Annotated in this window: 12 protein-coding genes; 6 read left to right on the top strand and 6 right to left on the bottom strand. The window is 64.2% G+C overall.

What is annotated here, in order from left to right; translation table 11 throughout:
- Positions 1–96: 96 nt before the first annotated feature.
- On the bottom strand, positions 97–2,100 hold the full coding sequence (locus AC1DH3_RS10585) for a vWA domain-containing protein (protein WP_476909271.1): 2,004 nt from the start codon (positions 2,098–2,100) through the stop codon (positions 97–99).
- Positions 2,101–2,118: 18 nt separating this feature from the next.
- Positions 2,119–3,507 carry a sigma 54-interacting transcriptional regulator gene (locus AC1DH3_RS10580; protein ID WP_476909270.1) on the bottom strand — a complete coding sequence of 463 codons (1,389 nt, stop codon included), beginning with the start codon at positions 3,505–3,507 and terminating at the stop codon, positions 2,119–2,121.
- A 92-nt stretch (positions 3,508–3,599) separates the two neighbouring features.
- Between AC1DH3_RS10580 and AC1DH3_RS10575 the strand changes: the two genes are divergently transcribed.
- Complete coding sequence (locus AC1DH3_RS10575) at positions 3,600–4,265, top strand: MSMEG_4193 family putative phosphomutase (RefSeq protein ID WP_476909269.1); 666 nt, start codon at positions 3,600–3,602, stop codon at positions 4,263–4,265.
- 13 nt (positions 4,266–4,278) lie between these two features.
- Entirely contained in the window at positions 4,279–4,980 is a 702-nt protein-coding gene (locus AC1DH3_RS10570) for an SCO1664 family protein (protein WP_476909268.1), read from the top strand.
- A gap of 11 nt (positions 4,981–4,991) precedes the next feature.
- On the opposite strand, the gene AC1DH3_RS10565 is transcribed toward AC1DH3_RS10570, so the two are convergent.
- Positions 4,992–5,162 carry a hypothetical protein gene (locus AC1DH3_RS10565; protein WP_476909267.1) on the bottom strand — a complete coding sequence of 57 codons (171 nt, stop codon included), beginning with the start codon at positions 5,160–5,162 and terminating at the stop codon, positions 4,992–4,994.
- A 577-nt stretch (positions 5,163–5,739) separates the two neighbouring features.
- On the opposite strand from AC1DH3_RS10565, the gene AC1DH3_RS10560 reads away from it, so the two are divergent.
- The 3 genes from AC1DH3_RS10560 (at position 5,740) to AC1DH3_RS10550 (ending at position 10,445) form a co-directional block, all read left to right on the top strand.
- Positions 5,740–6,759 (top strand): HamA C-terminal domain-containing protein, encoded by a 1,020-nt coding sequence (locus AC1DH3_RS10560; RefSeq protein WP_476909266.1) that lies wholly within the window; start codon positions 5,740–5,742, stop codon positions 6,757–6,759.
- 105 nt (positions 6,760–6,864) lie between these two features.
- Positions 6,865–8,811: a DEAD/DEAH box helicase gene (locus tag AC1DH3_RS10555; protein ID WP_476909265.1), complete on the top strand. Its 1,947-nt coding sequence runs from the start codon at positions 6,865–6,867 to the stop codon at positions 8,809–8,811.
- A gap of 308 nt (positions 8,812–9,119) precedes the next feature.
- Positions 9,120–10,445 carry a hypothetical protein gene (locus AC1DH3_RS10550; RefSeq protein ID WP_476909264.1) on the top strand — a complete coding sequence of 442 codons (1,326 nt, stop codon included), beginning with the start codon at positions 9,120–9,122 and terminating at the stop codon, positions 10,443–10,445.
- A 576-nt stretch (positions 10,446–11,021) separates the two neighbouring features.
- Here the strand turns inward: AC1DH3_RS10550 and AC1DH3_RS10545 are convergent.
- From AC1DH3_RS10545 to AC1DH3_RS10535, 3 genes are all read right to left on the bottom strand, one after another.
- Positions 11,022–13,076, bottom strand: coding sequence for an ABC transporter ATP-binding protein (locus AC1DH3_RS10545; RefSeq protein ID WP_476909263.1), 2,055 nt, complete (start codon positions 13,074–13,076; stop codon positions 11,022–11,024).
- Positions 13,073–14,809, bottom strand: a complete 1,737-nt coding sequence (locus AC1DH3_RS10540; protein WP_476909262.1) for an ABC transporter ATP-binding protein — start codon at positions 14,807–14,809, stop codon at positions 13,073–13,075. Before AC1DH3_RS10540 ends, AC1DH3_RS10545 begins: the two co-directional genes overlap by 4 nt.
- A 116-nt stretch (positions 14,810–14,925) precedes the next feature.
- A complete protein-coding gene (locus AC1DH3_RS10535; protein WP_476909261.1) occupies positions 14,926–15,915 on the bottom strand; it encodes a DUF808 domain-containing protein in 990 nt (329 codons plus the stop codon).
- Between the two features lie 140 nt (positions 15,916–16,055).
- Between AC1DH3_RS10535 and AC1DH3_RS10530 the strand changes: the two genes are divergently transcribed.
- Positions 16,056–16,493: a VOC family protein gene (locus AC1DH3_RS10530; protein WP_476909260.1), complete on the top strand. Its 438-nt coding sequence runs from the start codon at positions 16,056–16,058 to the stop codon at positions 16,491–16,493.
- Positions 16,494–16,523 lie beyond the last annotated feature (30 nt).

Here is a 16,523-nt window from a genome sequence, read left to right as displayed (position 1 = left end):
GCCGCTCAAAGTTTGGTTCGCTGCTTGTTCCGATCGCAAGCGAGCTTATCCCAGTCATTGGCCGGCCTCCGACGGCGGGTGTGACGGGCAGCTGACCTACGTCGCCCAGTCGTCGTCGCCGTAGGCCCGGCCGCGGAAGTGAGCGCGGAGGTACTCGCCGACGACGGCGGCACCCAGGTCGCCGGCGTCGGGCGCCACGACGCGGCCGTCGACCCGCCGGGCCATCCGGGCGACGAAGCGTTCCAGGCCCGGGTCATTGCCCAGCCGGAAGAACGTGGCCTGGACGCCGGCGCGGCCCAGCCGGTCCAGCTCGGCGACCGTGACCCGGATGGTCTCCGGGTCCGGCGGATACGAGAACCAGGACTCGCCGTCGGCCTCCAGGTGCGCGGTAGGTTCGCCGTCGGTCACCACCAGCAGGACCGGCTGCATCGACGGGTGCTGGCGGAAGAACCGGCCGGCCAGCAGCAGCCCGTGATGCAGGTTGGTGCCCTGTTCCCGCAGGGCCGGCAGGGCGGTGAGCTCGCCGATGTCCATGGTCTGCGCGTAGCGGCCGAAGCTGATCAGCTGGAGCCGGTCGCCGCGGAACTTGGTGGAAACAAGGTGGTGCAGTGCGAGCGCGGTGCGTTTCATCGGCACCCAGCGCCCTTCCGCGGCCATCGAGAAGGACACGTCCACCAGGAGGGCGACGGCGGCCTGCGTGCGCGCCTCGGTTTCGGTGACCTCGATGTCGTCCACGGCCAGGCGCAGCCCGTGCCGCGGGTCGCGGCCGTCGGCGATGGTGCGGCGGATCGCGTTGGTGATGGTGCGGGTGACGTCCCACGGTTCGGCGTCGCCGAACTCCCAGGGCCGGCTGGAGCCGGTCTGCTCCCCCGCCGCCCCGGCAACGCGGGTGTCCCGGCGGCCCTGACGGCCGGAGAGCTGCTTGGCGGTGTCGCGCAGCAGCGACCGGCCGAGCCGCCGCATGGCCTGCGGGGAGAGCTTCAGGTCGCCGTCGGCGCCGCGCTGGAGGAAGCCGCCGTCGTGCATGGCCCGCTCGATGTCCGCCAAAGTCCGGGCCGACACCGCCGCGTCCTGACCCAGCTGGCGGGCGAGGGCGTCCAGATCCAGGTCGTCCAGGCGGGAACCGTTGTAGGACTGCGAGAGCTGTTCTGCCAGCTCATCCAGTTCGGCGACGTCCTGCAGCACGCCGGTGCCGTCGCCGAGCCCGAGCCCCTCCTCGCCCTCGAAGCGTTCGGAGCCGGACCAGTCCTCGCCGGGGCGTAATGCCTGCAGGTTGGCATCGAGTTGGCCCAGCTGTGCCATAAGCTCCTGCGAGCCGAATGCCTGGGCGGAAAGCCGCATTAGTTCCTCGCGCTGCTCGGCGGACATGGACTGCATGAGCCGCTGCGCGGCGGCCGCGCGCTGGGCCAATGCGTCGATCAGTTCCTCGACCGACTGCGGGTTCTCCGGGAAGTGCTGCCCATGGTTGGCCATGAACTCCTGGAAGTCCGCGTCGGTGTCTTCGCCGCGGCGATGCTTGTCGAGCAGTTCGTTGAGGTCGGCCAGCATTTCGGCGACGGCCGCGCGGTCTTCCTCCGTGGCGCCCTCGAGCGCCTCCTTCATCCCGGCGAACCGCTGGTCCAGGATTTCGCGGCCCAGCAGGTCCTTGATCTGCTCGTAGGCCTCGCGGGCGGTGCTGGACTGCCAATCGTAGGAGGCGAGCTCGTTGACCGCCGCCGCCGTGGATTTGGGCAGGTTCTGCAGCTGCATCTCGCGGAAGGCGCGGTCCGTGTCGTCCATCCGCACGTCGCGGGCCAGCTGTTTGCGCTCCTCCAGCACCGCGGTCTCCAGCAGTTTCTGGACCTCGTTGAGGGTGCCGTCCAGCTTGTGCTGGCCCAGTAGGTCCCTGCGCCGTTGCTGGACGCGGCCGGCGAGCTCGTCGAGGCCTTCCCGGTTCCGACCGCCGCGGCGCAGGTACTCCTGCAGGGCGTGCCGGGGCGAGTAGCCGGCCATCACGTCCTCGGCGACGGCGTCCAGCGCCTCCGCGAGGTCCACCGGCGGGGCGAGCGGATCCGGCCCGCCCGCGTAGCGGCTGTAGCGGGATCGGTGGTGAGCGGTCATGGGCCCTCCTTCGCTGCGTTACCCGTAGACGGTCGCCTCGTCGTCGGAGTCCTTGGAGATCCGCCGGGCGAGGTAGAGACCTTCCAGTGCCAGTTCGACGGCGGCGGCGCGCTGCCCGTCGTTTTCCGCGCCGAGGCGCGCACCGATGTCGTCGTAGAGGCTGGATCCGTTCAGCGACGGGAGGTTGTCCAGGAACTCCCGCGCGGTGACCAGTTCCCCGGTGGTCACCGTGGTGTGGCCGTCCAGGGCGGCGACGAGGTCGCCCATGTCGAGGCCGTGGAAGTGCGCCCGGACGGCTTCGGCGGTGGCCATCCGCAGCAGGTGGTCCAGGATGTCCTGTTCCCGGCCTTCCTCCCCGGATTCGAATTCGATCTTCCCGGCGAGGACTTCCACGGCGGCGTCCAGGTCGATGATCCGGGCGACGGCCTGGTCCTCGCCGCGCACGCTGGCGCGGCGCAGGGCGGCCGCGGCGACGGTTTCGGCGCCGGCGATCGCGAACCGGGCGGACACGCCGGAGGTCTGGTTGATCGCCGGTGACTGCCGCAGCGCCCGGGTGTAGCGGGCCAGGATTTCGAGGATGACGGGCGGGACGCCGGCCACTAGGTGGCCCTCCTGGCGGATGACGGCCACCTCGTCGTCGAGCTCGATCGGGTAGTGGGTGCGGATTTCGGCGCCGAAGCGGTCCCGCAGCGGCGTGATGATCCGGCCCCGGTTCGTGTAGTCCTCCGGGTTGGCGGAGGCGACCACCAGGACGTCCAAGGGCAGCCGCAGCACGTAGCCGCGGATCTGGATGTCGCGTTCCTCCATCACGTTGAGCATGGAGACTTGGATCCGTTCGGCGAGGTCGGGGAGTTCGTTGATGGCGATGATGCCGCGGTTGGAGCGCGGGACCAGGCCGTAGTGGATGGTTTCCGGGTCGCCCAGGCGGCGGCCCTCGGCCACCCGCATCGGGTCAACGTCGCCGATCAGATCCGCGACGGAGGTGTCCGGCGTCGCGAGCTTCTCGACGTACCGTTCCGAGCGGTGCCGCCACGCCACCCGCAGCCGGTCCCCCTCGGTGAGGGCCAGGGCGCGCGAGTGCTCGGTGAGGGGTTCGTAGGGGTGTTCGTTCAGTTCCGAGTCCTCAATCACCGGCGACCACTCGTCCAGCAGCCCCGCCAGGGTGCGCAGCAGCCGGGTCTTGCCCTGCCCGCGTTCGCCGAGCAGGACGACGTCGTGCCCGGCCAACAGGGCGCGTTCGAGCTGGGGCAGGACGGTCCGGCTGAAGCCGTACATCCCGGGCCAGGGGTCGCGGCCGGCGGCGAGCGCGGCCAGCAGGTTGTCGCGGATTTCGCGGCGCAGGTCCTTGTGGACGTGCCCGGAGGCACGCAGTTCACCAACAGTGAAGATTTCGGGGCGATCACTCACTCCTCCACCGTAGACCTGCACCCGGCAGGGAATCGAGGGATTTCTTGAGATTCCTGCGCACTGGGCGCTGGTGCGGCTTACGCTGGATTCTGATGACTGCAGCCACGTCCGGACCTCCGGCGGAGCCCCCACGGCAGGGCACGCTCCTGCTTCTGGTGCGCCACGGGGAGACCCCGACGACGGGCATGGTGCTGCCGGGCAGGGCGCCGGGACTGCACCTGTCCGACCGCGGCCGGGCCCAGGCCGAGCGGGTGTCTGAACGGCTCTCCGGCCTGCCGGTGGACGCCCTCTATTCCTCGCCGCTGGAGCGGGCCTGCGAGACGGCGGAGCCGACGGCGGTGCGCACGGGTCTGGCGGTTAAGCACGACGACGGGTTGCTCGAGTGTGACTTCGGCGAGTGGACCGGCGCCGCAATCGCGGACCTGGCGGTCCTGCCGGAGTGGCAGACCGTGCAGCACAGCCCGTCTGCCTTCCGCTTCCCGAATGGTGAGAGCTTTCCGGAAATGCAGGCGCGGATTGTCGGCGCGATGGAAGCGCTGCGGGATGCCCATGCCGGGGGCGTGGTGGTGTGCTTTTCGCACGCCGATCCGATCAAGGCCGCCGTCGCCCACGCCTTGGGCACGCCGCTGGATCTGTTCCAGCGGATTGTGATCAGCCCGGGCTCGGTCTCGGCCATCACGTTTGTGGACGGCCAGGATCCCGCGGTGCACATGGTGAACTCGACGTCGGAACCGCTCAGCGGCCTGAGGGCGTCATGAATAGGGGCAGTCGGTGTCCGGCCGGGAGCTGAGACTGCTCACCGAGGGCAGCATCGAACTGCTGGGCCTCATCCCGCGCAGCAGCAACCAGACGTTCCTAGTCCAGGTCACCTGCGGCGAGGACATCGGGTACGCGGTCTACAAACCGGAAGCCGGAGAAAGGCCGTTGTCCGACTTCGAACCTGGCCTCTATAAGCGCGAACTTGCCGCCTACCTGCTCAGCGAATCGCTGGGCTGGGGCTTAGTGCCCTTCACCGTCATTCGGGAGGACGCACCCCTGGGCGTCGGGTCGCTGCAGTGGTTCATCGACTGCGACTTCCAGGAGCACTACTTCACCCTCTTCGAAGGCGCCCCCGAGACCCACCGCGAGCTGGCCCGGATCGCCCTGTTCGACTACGTCGCCAACAACACCGACCGCAAAAGCGGCCATGTGCTGCGCGGCGACGATGGCCGGATCTGGGGCATCGACCACGGGCTCTGCTTCTCGGCAGCGTTCAAGCTGCGCACCGTGATCTGGGACTTCGCCGGGGAACCCATACCGGACGCCCTGCTCGAGGACATCGCCCCGCTGGCAGAGGCCGCGCCTGCCGACTTGGCGGCGCTGCTCGACGACGACGAGGTCACCGCGCTGCAACGCCGCGTCCAGCGGATGCTGGTCGCCGGGGTGCTGCCGGTGGACCGGACGGGCATGCGGTATCCCTGGCCGCTTGTGTGAGGGCATCGAACCTACCTCCTGAGCAGCCCCTCGACCTGGTCGCAGATGAACGGGCCGTTCCGGTCCATCCAGTAGCGCCGCGTGACGTTGATGGCCACCCGGATGTCTATCGACTGGATGCCCGGAAGCGCGACGATCTCATTTGGTGATAAAGCGGCCGACTGCGGCTGATCGCCGAACACCCCGTGCTGGCCAGCCGGAGCTACGAATCCTTGGCACCGAAACGCGAGCGGGCCCGGGCCTATCTGGTGTCGGCCGGGGTCAGCGAGGACGTTTCGGGGTATCTATTCGCCGCGCTGATCGGCGCGACGTTCGAGGCCTGGATGCAGTGGGCCGCGGGAATACACCCGGACCCGGTGCCTTACTTGGTTGCGGCGGTTGGGGTATTGCGGGCGCCCGCTAGTCCGCCGGGCTAATCGCTTCGACGGGAGGAATCACGGAACGCCTGCCAGCGACATTACCCAGGCAGTGCGACCACACAGCTGGTAGTTCGCACAGGTCGCCCGGGGAGCCGTTGCTGATCCCGCGCGATACCCTGGCGCTCCCACTGCCTTCTGTCCGAGGAATCATATGCGGCGCCTCATGTGACCTGAAGTCCGGCGGGACGAGGAAGCCACATGTGAGGCGAGCTTGGTGCCAGAGACCCTCGTAACGGCGCTATTCGCTTAGATTGGGGTCCCGGGCCACACATACGACAAGTCATGATCTGAGAATGCACGTCCCCACCCATACAATGCATAGCAAGTACGTGCGTGATCGATGAACGCTGCACGGCAGGGGGATGCTGCGTTTGGCTGCGGAAGCTGCGCGTATACCCACTGCCTGCCGCAGGGAAGTGGGAGCAGTGGCCGGCAACAGCAACACCAGCTTGGAGTGGAGTATCGCAAATATCCTGCGTGGCACCGTCATCGGCGAGATGCGGGTCGCTCAGTGTCCAGCGTCCTGAAAGTCCGGTTCGAAGACGAATCAAGCCCTCTCCCCATACGGGTCATTTGCCCAGGCTTCGAACTCCGCGAATGGCGAGCTTCTGCCATGGTCCAAGACTTGTTCGATCGCCATCTCTTGTCATTTGCCTTGAACTATACAGAGCTTGAGGCAGTTAACGACGAAAGTGCCTCCTCGTCGCTGCGCAAGGCAGCGCAAAGCGTCTACGGTACGCAGAAGTACCAACGAAGGGGTGAGTTCGGAGAGCTCATCTTACACGCCATCCTGAGAGACTTCTTTGGAGCACAGCCCGCCGTCAGCAAGATTTACTTCAAGGACGGCCCCAACGACACGGTGAAAGGCTTCGACAGCGTCCACATAGTGGAAACTGAAGACAATACGGACGTTGAATTATGGCTAGGGGAAGTCAAATTCTATTCCAGTCTGTCGGCTGGAATACGGGATGTCACAGACGAGCTCAAAGCCCACCTTAGTCCCAGCTTCCTCAGAACGGAATTTGTCGCCGTAACTAACAAACTAGATGCAGGGTGGCCTCACTCCGCTCGTGTAAGAGAAATGCTCGACGAAAAGACCAGCTTGGACGAAATTGCCGGGTCGCTTGTAGTACCAATTCTCCTAACGTACGACAGCTCAACAGTATCTTTGCACGATGCCATCTCCGATGAGTATCTAACCGGCCTGAAAGAGGAAGCCTTGGCGGCTGTCGAAACAATGTCTGAAAAGCTTGAGATCGATCTACGCATTCGAGTTGAAGCTATCCTGATGCCCCTCAGAGACAAGAAGCGACTCGTAAATCTATTCCACCAGAAACTGCAGATCTGGAGGCATATCTAGGTGACACGCGTTAGGCAGATTGACTTCCAGGAGCTAAGGCTAATTGCAAAGTTGGCCCGTAACCCCAGAAGTCAATCCGAAGCCAGAGATCGTCTCATAAGATGCTTGGATGCTGATGACTTCGAGGCTCACAGGCCAGTTCTGACTGCGTTGTGCATGGCCGTTGGTCTTTATCCTTACGTAGAAGATGACGCATCGGTGACCGAAGACACTGCAGTAACACTCGAAATGAACAGGCACGCAATCGGGGGATCTCGCTTCCAAAGGCTCGTCAACGGAGAGAATCTTATACTATCTGCCCCGACATCATTCGGAAAGTCCACACTGATTGATGCTCTGCTGGCCACGGGAATGTGGGCCAACGTATTGATTATTGTGCCGACAATTGCCCTTATGGACGAGGCGCGTCGCCGCCTGTCAAAATTCAGGGACCATTATAAAATAGTCACACACAGCTCTCAGGTGTCGTCCGATAGAAACGTTTATATATTAACCCAAGAAAGGGTCCTCGGGTTTACGGACCTTCCTCCACTCGACCTATTTGTCATAGATGAGTTTTATAAACTCGCGCCGGATTCTGAGACGCATGATGAACGCATGGTTCAGCTGAATATCGCCTGGAGCCGCCTGCGACAAACTGGCGCGCAGTACTTTCTTGCCGGCCCTTTTATCGACGAACTTTCATTGCATAGGGATCACGATATGCACAGCGGCTTCGTGCAATCGTCATTCAGGACCGTTGCTGTAGACGTGGAAGACAGATCGGCCGTTCCCGAGCCTGAAACCGATTTGGAAGAGTTCCTGCAGACGGCGAACGAGGAGGGAACCTTAGTCTTCGTTCGAAGCCCAACTCAGGCGGCCAAGCTGTCACGCATAGTTTCGGGCCAAGCATCAGACTTTGCTAAAGACGTTGCTGTCTGGATCTCCCAGAATTATGAGGCTGATTGGTACCCCGCGAAAGCTCTTCGCCGTGGTGTCGGCATCCACGTAGGTCCACTGCCGCGGAGTCTTCAGAGAGCCATGATCCGGCTATTCGATTCGGGCGATATCTCGGCAATGCTGTGTACAAGCACTCTCTTGGAGGGGGTAAACACTTCCGCTAAAAACGTCGTAATCTTCGACAAGAAGCTTACTGGCGCACGCCTTAATTCATTTACGTTCCTCAATGCAGCGGGGCGAGCCGGCCGAATGATGAAGCACCGTGTCGGTCGAGTCATTACCTATGCTGCGATTCCCGAGCCCGATGGGCCGTTATTGGTAGATGTCCCGATCGAATCTCAATCTTCTGCTACCTCGGCGGCAACGTTGATCCACGTCAATGATCAGGCACTCACCGAGAATTCACGAGCCAAGATCGAACGTGCTCTCGATGGTGAAAGCCTTCCTTTGACAGTACTGCGACGCAACCCTGGGGTTAGGCCGGAGAAGCAAGTAGCGGCGGTCAAAGCTTTGTCTCGTCTCGGCGGGAGCGCCAAAAAGCCATTTGCATGGACTGGCTACCCCACGCGGGAAGAACTTCGGGCGACGGTCAGCTTCGCATTCCATAACCTGACAGAATCAGGCGATCGCCGCGGAATGAATGCCAACATTTTGATCGGCCGCTTGGGAACCGTCAGAGCTTCGGGTGGCGACCTTAGAGCGATCGTCGATGCACAGGAGCGTTATGCTCGCTCAGAGCAAACCCGAGACGACATCATTGACGGCGTGTTGGGTTTCGAAAGGAACTGGCTCCAGCACAAGCTACCCAAGCTGCTTCGGACCCTTCAGTCCATTCAGAACCACGACGCTGACAAAACGGGTGCACCTCGTGCAAGCTATGAACTCTTCACTAGAGAGATCGAGGCTGCCTTTCAGAGCGAGACGGTAGTCGACCTCGAAGAACTTGGGCTTCCTTCTCCTCTGACGCGAAGACTTCAGCTTGTGGGGCTGGTTGGAAGCTCCCGTGATGAGAGACTTGCAAAACTCAAGGCGATTGCCGCCACGGATTCAATTCGGAAGCGGTTTGGCACTGTCGACTTATGGTTCATCGACGACGTAGTAGCCGGAGTTTGAGATGGCGCAACACAATCAATGGCATTCGACGATGAGATTTTTCAGGACCTGTCGGTGCCGGGTTGTCCCGCGCTGAAGCTGTACGCTCCCCCCAGGGGTTCTCTACCGATGACTTTCCGCTGAGCACGTGCCCACCCCTCGGCTCGGCCTCGTTGGCTCGAGTGGCAAAATCCAATGCATTTGCAGGCACTGGATCCGTCGGCGACGATAGGGCCATGCCCTCAACAGCAATGCCTACGCCTTCGCATCGGACCGACCTAGTCAAAGCGATTGCCATCGACACAAATGCCGTCGGACGAGGAACGTTTGTGCTCAAGGACGTCGCCACATTAGTCGAACTGGCAGACAACCATGTCGGGGGCATGGAGATATGGATTGCGGAACCAGTGCTATGGGAATGGGCACAGCATCTTCAAGAGACCCACGAGATTGCCTTTGGCCGTGTCCAGGAACTCAGAAAGGCCGGGTATGACGTTCCCGAGATGGTGGCTTTGGATGTCAAAGGTGCAGTCGATCATGTTCGGTCAAAGCTGGAGGCGATGGGAGATGTCGTCAAAGTTCTGTCAATCCGTGGAGTGGCCGAAGATGCGCTAAGAGACCAGGTGCTAGTGCAGTCACCCGGCGAGCGGATCACCACGAACCCGGTTGCCGCCCGAGCGAAGCGAAAGAAGACTGGTGCCGCCGACAGCGCAATATATCGCGCCTACCACGAGAAAGCTGACGGCAACGGCGCCCATTATGTGCTGGCTTCCTCCGACTCTGACGTGACAAAGGCTTTCAAGGCATGGGGGGTCTGTGCCCCGCGTGTCTACGGCGGCGGTCTCGATCTCCTCCGTAAAGACATCTTCAGGTTGGAGCGAGGAAGCAGCGAAATCATATGGGCATGTGTTGCGCTGCTTCGGGAAAAGATCAATGAGCTTGACGCTACGGCGTTGTCTTCTAGTGCATCAATTGCGGAACTGGATTCACTGGGCGCACCGGTTGTTTTCGATGTAACAGGAGGCGTCCAAATCGTAGGACTCTCTGACGTGAGAGTCGACGCCAAATCTCGGTTTGCCAGCGCACATGCGTTCCTATTGGGAGATGTAGCGATCCGCCGAGGCATATTCCTTGATCCCTTTGATGAAGCCGTTGACCTCGCTGGAGAGGAATACGCGGGCTGCCATATAGGCGTGGATCTTGTCTTCACGCTGGACGACGGAAACCCCGTCGATGTTCGGGTTGAGGCGGCGAACAACCTCTACAGGGACAGCGGGCCCGGAGTCCTGCGCCAAGATGACGGACCCTACGCGCTTCTGGAAGGCCTCACTCTCGTTCCCGGGCTCGAAGAGTTCGAATGGTCTGGGTATTTGGAGGGCGAGCTAGAGACGGAAACTTTCGTTGACAGTGACCCTCTCCGTCTGGTCTTCAGTGGGGATCCAGCGTTTGACTGGACGCTGGAGGGAACCTATCGAGGGCAGAGCGTACATATTTTCGCTGAAGCCCTCAACGACGGCTTCGAACGGCATGGGTGGGGCGAGCCCAGCCACTCGCTCCTGACGACTGACAGTGCACAGACTGCCGTGAACGCCGAAATGAGCCTCAACCTCTTGCTGATGAATACGCCGTCGGTATGCCCAGGTCCACGGTCATAGCCCTAATCCGAGAGTCCCGTGCGGACGAGACTGGTCGCTGTAATTTCGGATAGTCTCGCCCCTTGACCTCCTTGGCGGGGACCCAGCGTGCAAGGCGGTTGCTGTTCCGTCCCATGCATCCTCGCCGATCCTGCCGGTAAAAAATTGCCGCTGTGATCCCAATGGCCGGGGTGGCTGGTTAGCCAGTCACTAATGTCAGTCGGGACGCGGCTGGAATGAGCTATACCGAGCCATTCACCTCCTTTTCCCAAGAGAGCGATCGGGGCCCCGACCCCTAAGGCCCGAAATGCAAATAATGCCTGCAAGGCCCATTAGCGGCCCAACAATCCGATAAGGGACCGTGGAAATCCTTTCTGCCAAGTTTGGTCGGCATTCGTGAGCCGATCGCCACCTGCGGAGACTAAGAGAGGATAGCGGGAATAGGGCCGTTGCTATGTACGAAGCGGGACAACAGGTAGGGGTGCTGACTCCGGCCCGATCACGGATATTGCCTAAATCTTCAGTCGCTGAAGCGGCCCGACCTGTCTCGCTGCCTCATGGGCTGCTGTCTGACGGCCAGGCAGGCCAGTAGGCAAGCTAAACCTCCGCCACCGGTGCCGCGAACTGCGCCGCATAGAGCGCCGCGTACGCCCTGCCTGCCTCCAGCAGCGAGACGTGCGTCCCCTGTTCCACGATCTGGCCGGCCTCCATCACCAGGATGAGGTCGGCGTCGCGGATGGTGGAGAGCCGGTGCGCGATGACAAACGACGTCCGGTCGGACCGCAAAGCACTCATGGCTTTCTGCACCAGCACCTCGGTCCGGGTGTCCACCGAAGAAGTGGCCTCATCCAGGATCAGCACCGACGGGCGCGCCAGGAACGCACGGGCAATCGTCAGCAGCTGCTTCTCCCCCGCGGACACATTCGAACCCTCGTCGTCGAGCACGGTGTCGTAGCCCTGCGGCAGGGACTTCACGAACCGGTCCACGTACGTCGCCTTCGCTGCCTCCAGGATCTCCGCCGCGGTTGCATCCGGCCGGCCGTAGGCGATGTTGTCCCGGATGGTGCCGCCGAACAGCCACGTATCCTGCAGCACCATGCCCATCCGCGAGCGCAGCTCGTGCCGGGACATCGCGGCAACGTCCACGCCGTCCAGCGTGATCCGCCCGGCGTCGAGTTCGTAGAAGCGCATCATTAGGTTCACCAGCGTGGTCTTGCCCGCCCCGGTCGGGCCCACAATCGCCACCGTCTGCCCCGGCTCCGCCACCAGGCTCAGGTTGGAAATCAGCGGCTTGTCCGGCGAGTAGGCAAAGGACACGTCCTCGAACACCAGCCGCCCCCGGCCCCCAGAAGGAGCCTCAGCCGGAGAAGGATCCGCCGACTGCTCCTCGGTGTCCAGCAGCTCGAACACCCGCTCGGCCGACGCCACGCCGGATTGCAGCAGGTTCGCCATCGAGCCGAGCTGGGCCAGCGGCTGGGTGAACTGCCGCGAGTACTGGATGAACGCCTGCACGTCGCCCAGCTGCATCGCCCCGGACGCCACCTGCAGCCCGCCCACCACGGCGATCCCCACATAGACCAGGTTCCCGATGAACGTCATGGCCGGCATGATCAGCCCGGAAATGAACTGCGCGCCGAAGCTCGCCTGGTACAGCTCCGCGTTCTTCTGCCGGAACGTCTCCTCCACCTCGCGCTGCCGACCGAACACTTTCACCAGGGCGTGCCCGGTGTAGGTTTCCTCGATCTGGCCGTTCAGTTCGCCGGTGTTCTTCCACTGCGCCACGAACAGCTTCTGCGAGCGCTTGGCGATCACCGTCGTCGTCACCAGGGTCAGCGGGATGGTCACCAGGGCGATGATGGCCAGCGTCGGCGACAGGATCACCATCATCACCAGCACCCCCGCCACGGTCAGCACCGAGGTCACCGCTTGGCTGATGGACTGTTGCAGGCTCTGGGAGATGTTGTCCACGTCGTTGGTGACCCGGCTGAGCAGCTCGCCGCGCTGCACGGTGTCGAAGTAGCGCAGCGGCAGGCGGTTAATTTTCGCCTCGATCCGCTCGCGCAGCCGGTATACGGTGCGCTGCACCACGCCGTTGAGAATATATGCCTGCATCCACATAAACGCCGACGCCAGCACATAGAGGACCAGCGCCCACAGCAACACCGAGGACAGCGCGGCGAAGTCGATCCCGGTACCGGGCGTCAGCGCCATGGCGCTGAGCATGTCCGCCTTTTGGTTCTCCCCCGCGGCCCGCAGCTGCGCGATCAGCTGGGCCTTGCTCACCCCGGCGGGCAGCTGCTTGGACACGACACCGGCGAAAATCAGGTTGGTGCCCTCGCCCAGGAGCCGCGGCCCGATCACGGACAGTGTCACGCTCACGACGGCGAGCAGGAGTACCAGCGTCAGCCAGATCCGCTCGGGGCGGAGTTCGCCCAGCAGCCGTTTCGCGGACGGGCCGAAGTTCATCGCCTTCTCCGCGGGGATGTTCATCCCCGCGAACGGGCCGCCGTGGCCGGGGCCGCCGCGCGGTCGCGGGATCCGCAGCGGGGCCTCCTGGCCGGAGCCGGCCGGCTTCCCGCCGGCACCGCCGGCACCGCCACCCGAGCCTCCGGCGCCGCCGGAAGCAGAAGCCCGGGACTCGACCTTGCTCATACCGCCTCCTCCGCCGCGAGCTGGGAATTCACGATCTCGTTGTACGTCGGCGAGGTCTCCAGCAGCTCCTCGTGCGTGCCGTGCGCGACGATCCGGCCGTCGTCGAGCACCAGAATCTGGTCCGCATCCACAATGCTGGAAACCCGCTGGGCGATGATCACCAGGGTCGCTCCGGCGGTGTGCTGCCGGAGTGCCTGCCGCAGCCGGGCGTCCGTCGCGGTGTCCAGCGAGGAGAACGAGTCGTCAAAGATGTAGAGCTCGGGCCGTTTCACCAGCGCCCGGGCAATCGCGATCCGCTGCCGCTGCCCGCCGGAGACGTTGGTGCCGCCCTGCGAGATCGGCGCGTCCAGCCCGCCCTCCATCTCCCGGACAAAATCCTCCGCCTGCGCGATGGACAGCGCCCGCCAGAGCTCGTCCTCGGTGGCGTCGGGCTTGCCGTAGAGCAGGTTGCTGCGGACCGTGCCGGAGAACAGGTAGGGCTTCTGCGGGACCAGGCCGATGTGGCCCCAGAGCAGGTCCGGGTGCAGTTCCCGCACGTCCACGCCGTCGATCCGCACCGAGCCGGACGTGGCGTCGAAGAGCCGCGGCATCAGGTTCACCAGGGTGGTCTTCCCGGACCCCGTGGACCCGATGATCGCCGTCGTCTGCCCCGCCCGGGCGGTGAAGTCCACGTCGGAGAGGACGGGCGCCTCGGCACCGGGGTAGGCGAATCCGACGTCGCGCATTTCCAGCTCGCCGCGGGCTGCACTGGCGAGGCTGACCGGGTGCTCCGGCGGCCGGACGCTGGATTCGGTGCCCAGCACCGCGCCGATCCGGTCCGCGGAGACGGCAGCGCGCGGGATCATGATCGCCATGAAGGTGGCCATCATGACGGACATCAGGATCTGCATCAGGTAGCTCAGGAACGCGATCATGGTGCCCACCTGCATGGAGCCGTCCTCGATCCGGAACGCGCCGAACCAGATCACGGCCACGGAGGAGACGTTGAGCACCAGCATTACGGTGGGGAAGGCAAGCGCCATTAGCCGGCCGGCGCGCAGTGCGGTGTCCGTGACGTCCTCGTTGGCGCGGCCGAAGCGGGCGGCCTCGATTTCCTCGCGGACGAAGGCGCGGACCACGCGGATGCCGGTGAGCTGTTCGCGCAGCACCCGGTTGACCGTGTCGATCCGGGTCTGCATGAGCCGGAACAGCGGCACCATCCGGGTCACGATCAGGCCCACGGCGATGAGCAGCACCGGCACGCTGACCGCAATCAGCCAGGACAGCTGCACGTCCTGCCGGACCGCCATGATGACGCCGCCGATGCTCAGCATGGGCGCGGTGACCATCAGTGTGGCGGACATCAGCACCAGCTGCTGGACCTGCTGGACGTCGTTGGTGGAGCGGGTGATCAGGCTGGGCGCGCCGAACCGGGTCACCTCCTGCTCGGAGAACTCCGCCACCCGGGTGAAGATCGCCCCGCGCACGTCCCGGCCCAGCGCCATCGCAGCCTTCGCGCCGAAGTAGACGGCAGCGATGGTGCAGGCGATCTGCAGCAGGGTGACCATCAGCATCACGCCGCCGACGCGCATGATGTAGTCCGTGTCCCCGCGCGCCACACCCTGGTCGATGATGTCCGCGTTCAGGGTGGGCAGGTACAGCGAGGCGATGGACGCCGCCAGCTGGAAAACGACGACGGCGAGCAGCAGCCGGCGCTGCGGCCTCAGGTATTCGACGAGCAGTTTCCAGAGCATCCGGTCTCCACGGTCCCTAGTTCGCGCACGGTTCACGCACGGTGATTCGAACGCCAGTTTACGTCCGGAGGCTGGGAGCGGAACCGGTTCCTCTCAGGGCGAATCCGGGGCGTGTCTCAGCCGTCAGCGGCGGCGCGGACGTCGCCGTCTTTGTGTCCGCTGTCCTTCTTGCCGAACGGCAGTGCTTTGAGCAGCGGCTGCAGGACGGCCATCACGACGAGGCCCCAGACGAGCCCCAGGACGGCCGAGCACAGGGTGTTCACGAGCCAGGCCAGGAAGCCGCCCGCCACCGGGATCCCGGCTACGGGGTGCTCGAGGGCGTGGACCAGATCGTAGGGCAGGTGCCAGCCGAGGTCGTGGGCGCCCTGCAGCATGATGTGCCCGCCCACCCACAGCATGGCGCCCGTCCCGACGACGGTAATCGTGGTCAGCACGGCGGGCATCCCCTTGACGAGCAGCTCGCCGAAGCGCTGGGAGCCCGCGGACTCCTTGGTGGTCAGGTGCAGGCCGATGTCGTCCATCTTGACGATGAGTGCGACGGCGCCGTACACGGCGGCCGTGATCGCGATCGCCACTGCGACCAGGATGGAGGCCCGAACCCACAGGGATTCGGCCGCCACCTCGTTCATCGCGATGACCATGATCTCGCAGGAAAGGATGAAGTCGGTGGTGATGGCGCCCTTGGTGACCTTGGCCTCCGCCTCCGGCCCCCGGTCGACCGCCGGGGTGTCTTCCTCGGCGTCGTGCTGTCCGCGGAGTTTGTGCCAGACCTTCTCGGCACCCTCGTAGCAGAGGTAGGTGCCGCCCGCCATGAGGATGAAGGGAATGACGCCCGGGATGAAGGCGCTGATGAGCAGCAGCGCCGGCAGGATGATCAGGAGTTTGTTCCGCAGCGAGCCCCAGAAGATCTTCTTGATCATCGGCAGCTCGCGGGACGGGTCCGCCCCGGACACGTACTGAGGGGTGACGGCGGCGTCGTCAATGACCACGCCCGCAGCTTTGGCCCCCGCTTTGGCTGCTCCGGCGGCGACGTCGTCCACCGAGGCGGCCGCGATCTTGGCCAGGGCTGCGATGTCGTCCAGCAGGGCGACCAGGCCGCCGCTCACAGCCCGCGTCCGTACTGTTTGGGGGCGGACGGCTGGACGGGGGTGCCCTGGTCGGGGTGCGTGATCGGCATGCTCAATTATATGAGGGACAGCCCGTCGGCTCTGGATCTCTGCCGGGGCGGCTCGGTAGCGTGATGAGCATGAACATCAGACTTGAGAACGTCGGCATCGCCGTGCGCAGCCTCGACGAGGCGATCGCGTTCTTCACCGACCTCGGTCTGGCGGTCGTTGGGCGGGACACCGTCAGCGGCGAATGGACCGACACCGCCGTCGGGCTTGACGGCAATCACGCCAACATTGCCATGCTCGAAACGCCGGACGGCCGCGGCCGCCTCGAGCTCTTTGAATACATCCACCCCGAGGCGATCGAGACGGCGCCCACCCGTCCCAACGAGATCGGCATGCACCGGGTGGCGTTCTCAGTCCCTGACATCGGCGAAGCCCTGGAGATCGCCGCGCGGCACGGCTGCCTTCCGCTCCGCGGTGTGGCGACCTACAAGGACGTCTACAAACTCACGTACCTCCGCGGTCCCAGCGGCATCCTCGTGATGCTCGCCGAGGAGCTGAAGAAAGCCTGAGGGGCCAGTGCGCCCGTTCGCCGGACGGGC

Source organism: Arthrobacter sp. 05L428, assembly GCF_056397665.1.
The sequence above is the reverse complement of the archived record's forward strand: the minus strand, read 5'-3'. Positions and strand labels throughout refer to the sequence as shown.

Bases quoted from the DNA above. Each gene is read 5' to 3' on its own strand.
- AC1DH3_RS10585 (WP_476909271.1), bottom strand. From the start codon at position 2,100: ATGACCGCTCACCACCGATCCCGCTACAGCCGCTACGCGGGCGGGCCG.
- AC1DH3_RS10575 (WP_476909269.1), top strand. From the start codon at position 3,600: ATGACTGCAGCCACGTCCGGACCTCCGGCGGAGCCCCCACGGCAGGGC.
- AC1DH3_RS10560 (WP_476909266.1), top strand. From the start codon at position 5,740: ATGAACGCTGCACGGCAGGGGGATGCTGCGTTTGGCTGCGGAAGCTGC.
- AC1DH3_RS10545 (WP_476909263.1), bottom strand. From the start codon at position 13,076: ATGAGCAAGGTCGAGTCCCGGGCTTCTGCTTCCGGCGGCGCCGGAGGC.
- AC1DH3_RS10540 (WP_476909262.1), bottom strand. From the start codon at position 14,809: ATGCTCTGGAAACTGCTCGTCGAATACCTGAGGCCGCAGCGCCGGCTG.
- AC1DH3_RS10530 (WP_476909260.1), top strand. From the start codon at position 16,056: ATGAACATCAGACTTGAGAACGTCGGCATCGCCGTGCGCAGCCTCGAC.